This is a genomic window from Pseudomonas sp. CFII68 (genome assembly GCF_000416195.1).
Lineage (GTDB): Bacteria > Pseudomonadota > Gammaproteobacteria > Pseudomonadales > Pseudomonadaceae > Aquipseudomonas > Aquipseudomonas kilonensis.
The window spans coordinates 39,887-47,966 of sequence record NZ_ATLN01000102.1 but is presented as its reverse complement, the minus strand read 5'-3'; the positions used below and the strand labels follow the sequence as shown (position 1 = coordinate 47,966).

Genomic DNA, 8,080 nt, shown 5'->3' with positions numbered 1-8,080 from the left:
AGCATCACCGCGTCAGCCAGTGCGGCCGGATCGGCGCCCTGGGCAGTGCCCTGCTCACGCTGCTCGCCCAGCCACAAGCGCCAGGTGCCGTGCCACTGTCCACCCTCTTCCTTGGCATGGACCGCCAGCAAGGCGTCTGTCGCGTAGCGCTCCGAGGCATCGCGCAAAGGCGCCGGGTCGCTGCCTTCCAGGTTGGGTGCGGTGGCAACGATCTGCTCGCTCAAGTCCGCCAGCGGCAGGTGCAATGCCAGCCCCCGATGCTGGGCGGCACGCCGCAATGGCGTGGCGCTGGCCTGGCCATCGCCCACCAGGCTGGAGCCCTCGGCTGAGTCGTTCAGCCACCAGCCCAGGATCGATGGCCGGTTCGCGCTCCACAGCGACAAGCCTGCCGAACGCAATGCCCGGTCGGTGCTCGCCGGGTCGAAGTCCACCTTGAGGCTTTCCGGCGGGCCGGCGTCGTAGCCATATTGAAGAATGATCTGTTGCGGGTCCTTGCGAATCGCCGCCAGGCCAGGATTCTGGGCAGCCTTGGCGTCGCCGGTCAGGCGCAGCACCAGCGTGTCCAGGGCGCGCAGCGTCGCCTGGTTGCGCTCCTCCGGGGTCTGGCTGGCGACCGGTTCGAGCACCTGATAGAGGCCATTGACGGTTTCGGCATGGCTCGCCAGGCTGATCAGCGACAAGCAGCTCACGGACAAGAATTTGAACAAACGCATGGAAGATTCCCGGACATAACGGCTGGAACAGGCCGTGTGAAGAAGATTGAGCATGGCTGTGACCACAGCAACCGGCAAAACATTCACACGCCCGGTGGAAGTTTCGCACGGTCATCACCATAACCGGTTACCGCTACACCTTATACAGACGCGCTACGCAGTACCAATATAAGAAATATCGGTTTTTTTCCGTGGATATGTCCCTGCCCGTCGGCGCGAGGATGGCCGCTGCCCCTCAAGCCTGATAAAATCGCGCGCCTTCGCAGACCGGCAATGGCTGGGCTCCCGGAATAATTCGTACAACGGTTATTCAATGGCCCCGGCGTCGGTCGTTACCCAGAAATCCCCCCCCTAAAGGCCTGGATCATGAGCAAGCAACCCTCCCTGAGCTACAAGGACGCCGGTGTAGACATCGACGCCGGTGAAGCATTGGTCGAACGCATCAAGAGCGTCGCCAAGCGCACTGCGCGTCCGGAAGTCATGGGCGGCCTGGGCGGTTTCGGCGCCCTCTGCGAGATCCCGGCCGGCTACAAGCAACCGGTCCTGGTCTCGGGCACCGACGGCGTCGGCACCAAGCTGCGCCTGGCCCTGAACCTGAACAAGCACGACAGCATCGGCATCGACCTGGTGGCCATGTGCGTGAACGACCTGGTGGTCTGCGGCGCCGAGCCGCTGTTCTTCCTCGACTACTACGCCACCGGCAAGCTCAACGTCGACACCGCCGCCCAGGTCGTGACCGGCATCGGCGCTGGCTGTGAGCTGTCCGGCTGCTCCCTGGTCGGCGGCGAAACCGCTGAAATGCCTGGCATGTACGAAGGCGAAGACTACGACCTGGCCGGCTTCTGCGTCGGCGTCGTGGAAAAGGCCGAGATCATCGACGGCTCGAAAGTCGCCGCTGGCGATGCCCTGCTCGCCCTGCCGTCCTCCGGCCCGCACTCCAACGGCTACTCGCTGATCCGCAAGATCATCGAAGTTTCGGGTGCCGACATCGAAAACACCCAGCTCGACGGCAAGCCACTGGCCGACCTGCTGATGGCCCCGACCCGCATCTACGTCAAGCCGCTGCTCAAGCTGATCAAGGACACCGGCGCCGTCAAGGCCATGGCCCACATCACCGGTGGTGGCCTGCTGGACAACATCCCGCGTGTGCTGCCAAAAGGCGCCCAGGCCGTGGTCGACGTGGCGAGCTGGACCCGCCCGGCGGTGTTCGACTGGCTGCAAGAGAAAGGCAATGTCGATGAAACCGAAATGCACCGCGTGCTGAACTGCGGCGTGGGCATGGTCATCTGCGTGGCCCAGGAGCACGTCGAGACGGCCCTGAACGTATTGCGTGAAGCTGGCGAGCAGCCTTGGGTCATCGGCCAGATCGCTATCGCGGCCGAAGGCGCTGCACAGGTCGAGCTGAAAAACCTTAAGGCGCACTGATGTCCGCAACCTGTGACGTGGTGGTGCTGCTGTCCGGCACCGGCAGTAACTTGCAGGCCTTGATCGACAGCACACGGACCGGCGACAGCCCGGTCCGTATCCGCGCGGTGATTTCCAACCGCGCCGATGCCTACGGCCTGCAACGCGCCAAGGAGGCGGGTATCGACACCCGCGTCCTGGATCACAAGGCGTTCGAGGGCCGCGAAGCCTTCGACGCCGCGCTGATCGAGCAAATCGACACCTTCAATCCGCAACTGGTGGTCCTCGCTGGCTTCATGCGCATCCTCAGCGCTGGCTTCGTGCGTCACTACCAGGGCCGCCTGTTCAATATCCATCCCTCGCTGCTGCCCAAATACAAAGGGTTACACACTCACCAGCGGGCGCTGGAGGCCGGAGACACGGAGCACGGCTGCTCTGTGCACTTTGTCACCGAGGAACTCGATGGCGGACCACTGGTCGTACAGGCAGTAATACCGGTAGAGTTGCACGACACGCCGCAAAGCCTGGCGCAACGGGTTCACACCCGCGAGCACCAGATCTACCCGATGGCCGTGCGTTGGTTTGCCGAAGGAAGGCTGACCCTCGACGATCGCGGTGCCTCACTGGACGGCCAGTTGCTCGCCGCCAGCGGCCATTTGATTCGATACTAGGAGATTTTATGCGTCGCGCCCTGCTCTTCGCTTGCGCTCTGCTTGCCTTGCCCCTGGCACAGGCCGCAGACCTTCAACCGTTCTCCGCCAGCTACACCGCCGACTGGAAACAGTTGCCCATGAGCGGCACTGCCGAGCGCAGCCTGACCAAGGAAGCCAACGGCACCTGGAAGCTGAGCTTCAAGGCTTCGATGATGATCGCCAGCCTGACCGAAGAAAGCACCCTGACCCTGGACAAGGACACGCTGCTGCCGCAGTCCTACCACTTCGAACGCGGTGGCCTGGGCAAAGCCAAGAAGGCCGACCTGGACTTCGACTGGAACACCAAGATGGTCACCGGCACCGATCGCGGTGACGCGGTCAAGCTGCCGCTCAACCGTGGCATGGTCGATAAATCCACTTACCAGTTGGCCCTGCAGCACGACGTGGCGGCCGGCAAGAAAAGCATGAGCTATCAGGTCGTCGATGATGGCGAAATCGATACCTATGACTTCCGCGTGCTGGGCTCGGAAAAGGTCGACACCAAGGCCGGCCAGATCGAGGCGATCAAGGTCGAGCGCGTGCGCGACCCGACACAAAGCAAGCGCATCACCGTGCTCTGGTTCGCCAAGGACTGGGACTACCTGCTGGTGCGCCTGCAACAGGTCGAGACCGACGGCAAGGAGTACAACATCATGCTCCTGGACGGTACGGTCAACGGCAAGGCTGTGAAAGGCAGCTGATTGACGCCGATAACAAGAAGCCCCGCCGATGCGGGGCTTTTTATTTGCCAGGACTTCATGACCACCCAATGACCCTGTGGGAGCGGGCTTGCTCAAGGATTGGCGCTGCCACATGAAACCTTTTTCATGAACGCCACCTGCGACCGAATGCCGCGCACCGCCTGGCCTGCAGGATTGCTGCGCTTTCCATGAAAATTTCTTAACACGCCGAAGCATTTACTTAGCACGCTACCAAAATCTATAACAAAGCCCTGCACACGCCTTGCTGCAGATAACAGAGATTGGAGCTTGCAAGATGACTGTGAAAGTAACTGAACGCGACGACGCTCACATGTCCCACGAAGGCATTGCCGCCGGTATCCGGATCTGGGATGTGCATCAACAGGATTTACTGGTGGGGATGTTCCACTCCGAAACGGACGCCCACAGCTACAAGGCCGAGCTGGAGCGTGAGGAGCGGCAGCGCTCGCGTGAGATAGCAGAATCCTGAACAACACAAACCCCTATGGGACTTGTGCCTGTGGGAGCAAAGCTTGCTCGCGATAGCACTGTGTCAGACAGAAAAATATTGCCTGATACTGCGCTATCGCGAGCAAGCTTTGCTCCCACAGGCTCCCACAGTTTTTCTGGAGACCTCTGCAGATGCTCCAGGTTGTGCGTTTAGCTTACAGCCCCGCTTACCACATCAAATCATCAGGAATCTGATACGCCGCGTACGGATCATCGGCATCCACTTCTTCGGTCTGGGTGTTGAGCTGGACGATGCGCTGGGGGTCGCGCTCCTGGATCTTCAGGGCCGCCTCGCGCGGGATCACTTCGTAGCCGCCGGCATGGTGGACAATCGCCAGCGAGCCACTGCTCAGCTTGTTGCGCATCAGCGTGTTGACCGAGATACGCTTGACCTTCTTGTCGTCGACGAAGTTGTAATAGTCCTCAGTGGTCAGCTTCGGCAGGCGCGAGACTTCGATCAATTGCTTGATCTGCGCGGCCCGAGCCTTCTGCTCGACCTTTTCCTGCTGCTGACGGTTGAGTTCCTGGTCGCGCTTGACCTTTTCGGCCATCGCCTCCTGGGCGGCACGCTGCTGGGAGTCATCCAGTTCGATCTGGCCTTTATGGGCCAGGCGTTGCTGCTTCTGTTTCTCTTTGCCGACCTGCTTGGCCTGCTTTTGGTTGACCAGCCCTGCTTTGAGCAACTGGTCGCGAAGGGAAAGGCTCATGGTGCTTACTCACTTAGGCAACGGCCTCAGCCACAGCTGGGCAAATTCTTTTCCTGACGTTTGGCTTCGCCCCACAAGGCGTCCAACTCTTCGAGGGTGCAATCTTCCATGGGACGGTGGGTGTCGCGCAATGCCTGTTCGATAAATCGGAACCGCCGCTCGAATTTTCCGTTGGCGTCGCGCAGGGCGGTTTCCGGGTCGACCTTGAGGTGGCGCGCCAGATTCACCACGCTGAACAGCAGGTCACCGATCTCGTCGCTGATGGCCACCGGATCATTGTCGGCCATGGCTTCGAGCACTTCGTCCAATTCCTCCCGCACCTTGTCGAGCACCGGCAACGGGCCTGGCCAGTCGAAACCAACCTGGGCCGCACGCTTCTGCAACTTCGCCGAACGGGACAACGCCGGCAGCGCCCCCGGCACATCGTCGAGCAACGACAACTGCTCGGGCGCCGCGGCTTTCTCGGCCCGCTCCTCTGCCTTGATTTCTTCCCAGCGCTGCTTGACCTGCTCTTCGCTCAGGCGCGGGATATCCATGGGCGCATACAGATCACCAGTAGGGAACACATGGGGATGGCGACGGATCAGCTTGCGGGTGATGCTGTCGACCACGCCGGCAAATTCGAAGCGGTTTTCTTCCCGGGCCAGTTGGCTGTAATACACCACCTGGAACAACAGGTCGCCCAACTCGCCCTGCAAGTGATCGAAGTCGCCGCGCTCGATGGCATCGGCCACTTCGTAGGCTTCTTCCAGGGTATGAGGGACGATGGTCGCGTAGGTTTGCTGGATGTCCCACGGGCAGCCGTACTGCGGGTCCCGCAGGCGGTTCATCAGGTGGAGCAGGTCTTCAAGGCTGTACATTAAATCCGTCTCATCACACAAAGCCCTGTGGGAAATAATCCATAGGAGCAGCCTGTGGTGAGAGAGCCTGTGGGAGCAAAGCTTGCTCGCGATTGGGGCTGTGGACCCAACCCATATAGAGGCTGACCCACCGTTATCGCGAGCAAGCTTTGCTCCCACAGGTCAGCTCCCACAGGCTTTCTCCCACATTAGTGGTTAGGGATCACCCCGGCGTCCGGTTACGCCGGGTCTCGATGATGTTCGGCAACTGGGAAATCCGCCCCAGCAACCGCCCCAGCGCATCCAGCCCCGGAATCTCGATGGTCAGGGACATCAGCGCGGTGTTGTCTTCCTTGTTCGAACGGGTGTTGACCGCCAGTACGTTGATCCGCTCGTTCAGCAACACCTGGGACACGTCACGCAGCAGACCGGATCGGTCGTAGGCGCGGATGACGATGTCCACCGGGTAGGTGAGCACCGGCACCGGGCCCCAACTGACCTGGATGATCCGCTCCGGCTCGCGACCGGCCAGTTGCAGCACCGAGGCACAGTCCTGGCGGTGAATGCTCACGCCACGGCCCTGGGTGATGTAGCCGACGATCGCATCCCCCGGCAATGGCTGGCAGCAGCCGGCCATCTGGGTCATCAGGTTGCCCACGCCCTGGATCTGGATATCGCCGCGCTTGCCTGGCTTGTAGCCGGTGGCCTTGCGCGGGATCAGCTCCAGTTGCTCGTTGCCCCGCTCCGGCTCCACCAGTTGCTGGGCCAGGTTGACCAACTGCGCCAGGCGTAGATCGCCGGCACCGAGGGCGGCGAACATGTCCTCGGCGGTTTTCATGTTGGCTTTTTCGGCCAGCTTGTCGAAATCCACCTGCGGCAGGCCCAGGCGCCCGAGTTCACGCTCGAGCAAGGTCTTGCCGGCGGCGACGTTCTGGTCGCGAGCCTGCAACTTGAACCAGTGGACGATTTTCGCCCGTGCCCGCGAGGTGGTGATGTAGCCCAGGTTCGGGTTCAGCCAGTCGCGGCTCGGCGTACCGTGCTTGCTGGTGATGATCTCGACCTGTTCACCGGTCTGCAGGCTGTAGTTGAGCGGTACGATCCGCCCATTGATCTTGGCGCCACGGCAGTTGTGGCCGATCTCGGTGTGGACCCGGTAGGCGAAGTCCAGCGGCGTCGCGCCCTTGGGCAGGTCGATGGCGTGGCCGTCGGGGGTGAAGATATAGACCCGGTCCGGCTCGATATCGACCCGCAGCTGTTCGGCCAGGCCGCCGATGTCACCCAGTTCCTCATGCCACTCGAGCACCTGGCGCAGCCAGGAGATTTTCTCTTCGTAATGGTTGGACCCGGACTTGACGTCGGTGCCCTTGTATTTCCAGTGGGCGCAGACGCCCAGTTCGGCCTCCTCGTGCATGGCATGGGTGCGGATCTGCACTTCCAGTACCTTGCCCTCGGGGCCGATCACGGCGGTGTGCAACGAGCGATAGCCGTTTTCCTTGGGGTTGGCGATGTAGTCGTCGAACTCCTTTGGAATGTGCCGCCACAAGGTATGGACGATCCCCAGCGCGGTGTAGCAGTCGCGCATTTCCGGGACCAGTACGCGAACGGCGCGAACGTCGTAGATCTGGCTGAATTCCAGGCCCTTGCGCTGCATTTTTCGCCAGATCGAGTAGATGTGCTTGGCCCGGCCACTGATGTCGGCTACCACGCCGGTGGCCTGCAACTCTTCGCGCAGTTGGGTCATCACATCGGTGATGAAGCGCTCGCGATCCAGCCGCCGCTCATGCAACAGCTTGGCGATCTGCTTGTACTGATCGGGCTCCAGGTAGCGGAAGGACAGGTCCTCCAGCTCCCACTTGATGTGACCGATGCCGAGACGGTGGGCCAGGGGTGCATAGATGTCGAACACCTCCCGGGCGACGCGATTGCGTTTTTCGTCATCGGCAGACTTCACGGCGCGGATGGCGCAGGTGCGTTCGGCCAGCTTGATCAGCGCGACGCGCACGTCGTCGACCATCGCCACCAGCATCTTGCGCAGGTTTTCCACCTGGCCCTGGGTGCCCAGCACCATCGATTGGCGCGGGCTGAGGCTGGCACTGATGGCGGCCATGCGCAGCACGCCGTCGATCAGCTTGGCCACCACCGTGCCGAAACGCTGGCTGACCACCGGTAGCTGGATCTGCCCTTCGCGCACGCCGCGGTACAGCACCGCCGCCACCAGGGAGTCCTGGTCGAGCTTGAGGTCAGCGAGAATTTCGGCGATCTCCAGGCCCGTCTGGAAACTCGAGGTGCCTTCGGACCACAGGTTCTTCGCCGCGTTGTGTTGCTGCTCCGCCTCGCGAGCGAACTCGCAGGCGGCTTTCAAGGCTTCGCGATCCAGTGCCATGTCGACGCTGACCGCATGATCGAGCCAAGCCTCGAGATTGATACTGCCGTCAGTGTTGATCGGCTGGTGTGCTCTCACCTGTACCATCTTTACTTACCTTCCCTACGACGCAGATTCAATGCGTCAACTTC

The 8,080-nt window shown here is 61.6% G+C and carries 8 protein-coding genes; 4 read left to right on the top strand and 4 right to left on the bottom strand.

The features are described 5' to 3' along the window. The coding region (locus CFII68_RS08580; protein WP_018610354.1) for a DUF2066 domain-containing protein at positions 1–713 on the bottom strand (713 nt) is incomplete at its 3' end. Between the two features lie 366 nt (positions 714–1,079). Here CFII68_RS08580 and purM point away from each other — a divergent pair. The 4 genes from purM to CFII68_RS08600 all read left to right on the top strand — a co-directional run bounded on the left by purM (position 1,080) and on the right by CFII68_RS08600 (position 4,000). Then, a complete protein-coding gene (gene purM, locus CFII68_RS08585) occupies positions 1,080–2,138 on the top strand; it encodes a phosphoribosylformylglycinamidine cyclo-ligase (RefSeq protein ID WP_018610352.1) in 1,059 nt (352 codons plus the stop codon). Then, positions 2,138–2,788, top strand: a complete 651-nt coding sequence (purN, locus tag CFII68_RS08590; RefSeq protein ID WP_018610350.1) for a phosphoribosylglycinamide formyltransferase — start codon at positions 2,138–2,140, stop codon at positions 2,786–2,788. Before purM ends, purN begins: the two co-directional genes overlap by 1 nt. 8 nt (positions 2,789–2,796) lie before the next feature. Further along, positions 2,797–3,510, top strand: a complete 714-nt coding sequence (locus CFII68_RS08595; protein ID WP_018610347.1) for a DUF3108 domain-containing protein — start codon at positions 2,797–2,799, stop codon at positions 3,508–3,510. Positions 3,511–3,805: 295 nt separating this feature from the next. Next, positions 3,806–4,000, top strand: coding sequence for a hypothetical protein (locus CFII68_RS08600; protein WP_018610345.1), 195 nt, complete (start codon positions 3,806–3,808; stop codon positions 3,998–4,000). Between the two features lie 187 nt (positions 4,001–4,187). Here the strand turns inward: CFII68_RS08600 and CFII68_RS08605 are convergent, their stop codons facing one another. From CFII68_RS08605 to relA, 3 genes are all read right to left on the bottom strand, one after another. After that, positions 4,188–4,727, bottom strand: coding sequence for a DUF2058 domain-containing protein (locus CFII68_RS08605; RefSeq protein WP_003204668.1), 540 nt, complete (start codon positions 4,725–4,727; stop codon positions 4,188–4,190). Positions 4,728–4,753: 26 nt separating this feature from the next. Continuing rightward, positions 4,754–5,587 (bottom strand): nucleoside triphosphate pyrophosphohydrolase, encoded by an 834-nt coding sequence (gene mazG, locus CFII68_RS08610; protein ID WP_018610342.1) that lies wholly within the window; start codon positions 5,585–5,587, stop codon positions 4,754–4,756. 202 nt (positions 5,588–5,789) lie between these two features. Further along, complete coding sequence (gene relA, locus CFII68_RS08615) at positions 5,790–8,036, bottom strand: GTP diphosphokinase (RefSeq protein ID WP_003204671.1); 2,247 nt, start codon at positions 8,034–8,036, stop codon at positions 5,790–5,792. Positions 8,037–8,080: the final 44 nt, after the last annotated feature.

Coding starts and splice junctions, on each gene's coding strand:
- CFII68_RS08595 (WP_018610347.1), top strand. CDS start 2,797: ATGCGTCGCGCCCTGCTCTTCGCTTGCGCTCTGCTTGCCTTGCCCCTG.
- mazG (WP_018610342.1), bottom strand. CDS start 5,587: ATGTACAGCCTTGAAGACCTGCTCCACCTGATGAACCGCCTGCGGGAC.
- purM (WP_018610352.1), top strand. CDS start 1,080: ATGAGCAAGCAACCCTCCCTGAGCTACAAGGACGCCGGTGTAGACATC.
- CFII68_RS08605 (WP_003204668.1), bottom strand. CDS start 4,727: ATGAGCCTTTCCCTTCGCGACCAGTTGCTCAAAGCAGGGCTGGTCAAC.
- purN (WP_018610350.1), top strand. CDS start 2,138: ATGTCCGCAACCTGTGACGTGGTGGTGCTGCTGTCCGGCACCGGCAGT.
- CFII68_RS08600 (WP_018610345.1), top strand. CDS start 3,806: ATGACTGTGAAAGTAACTGAACGCGACGACGCTCACATGTCCCACGAA.
- relA (WP_003204671.1), bottom strand. CDS start 8,036: ATGGTACAGGTGAGAGCACACCAGCCGATCAACACTGACGGCAGTATC.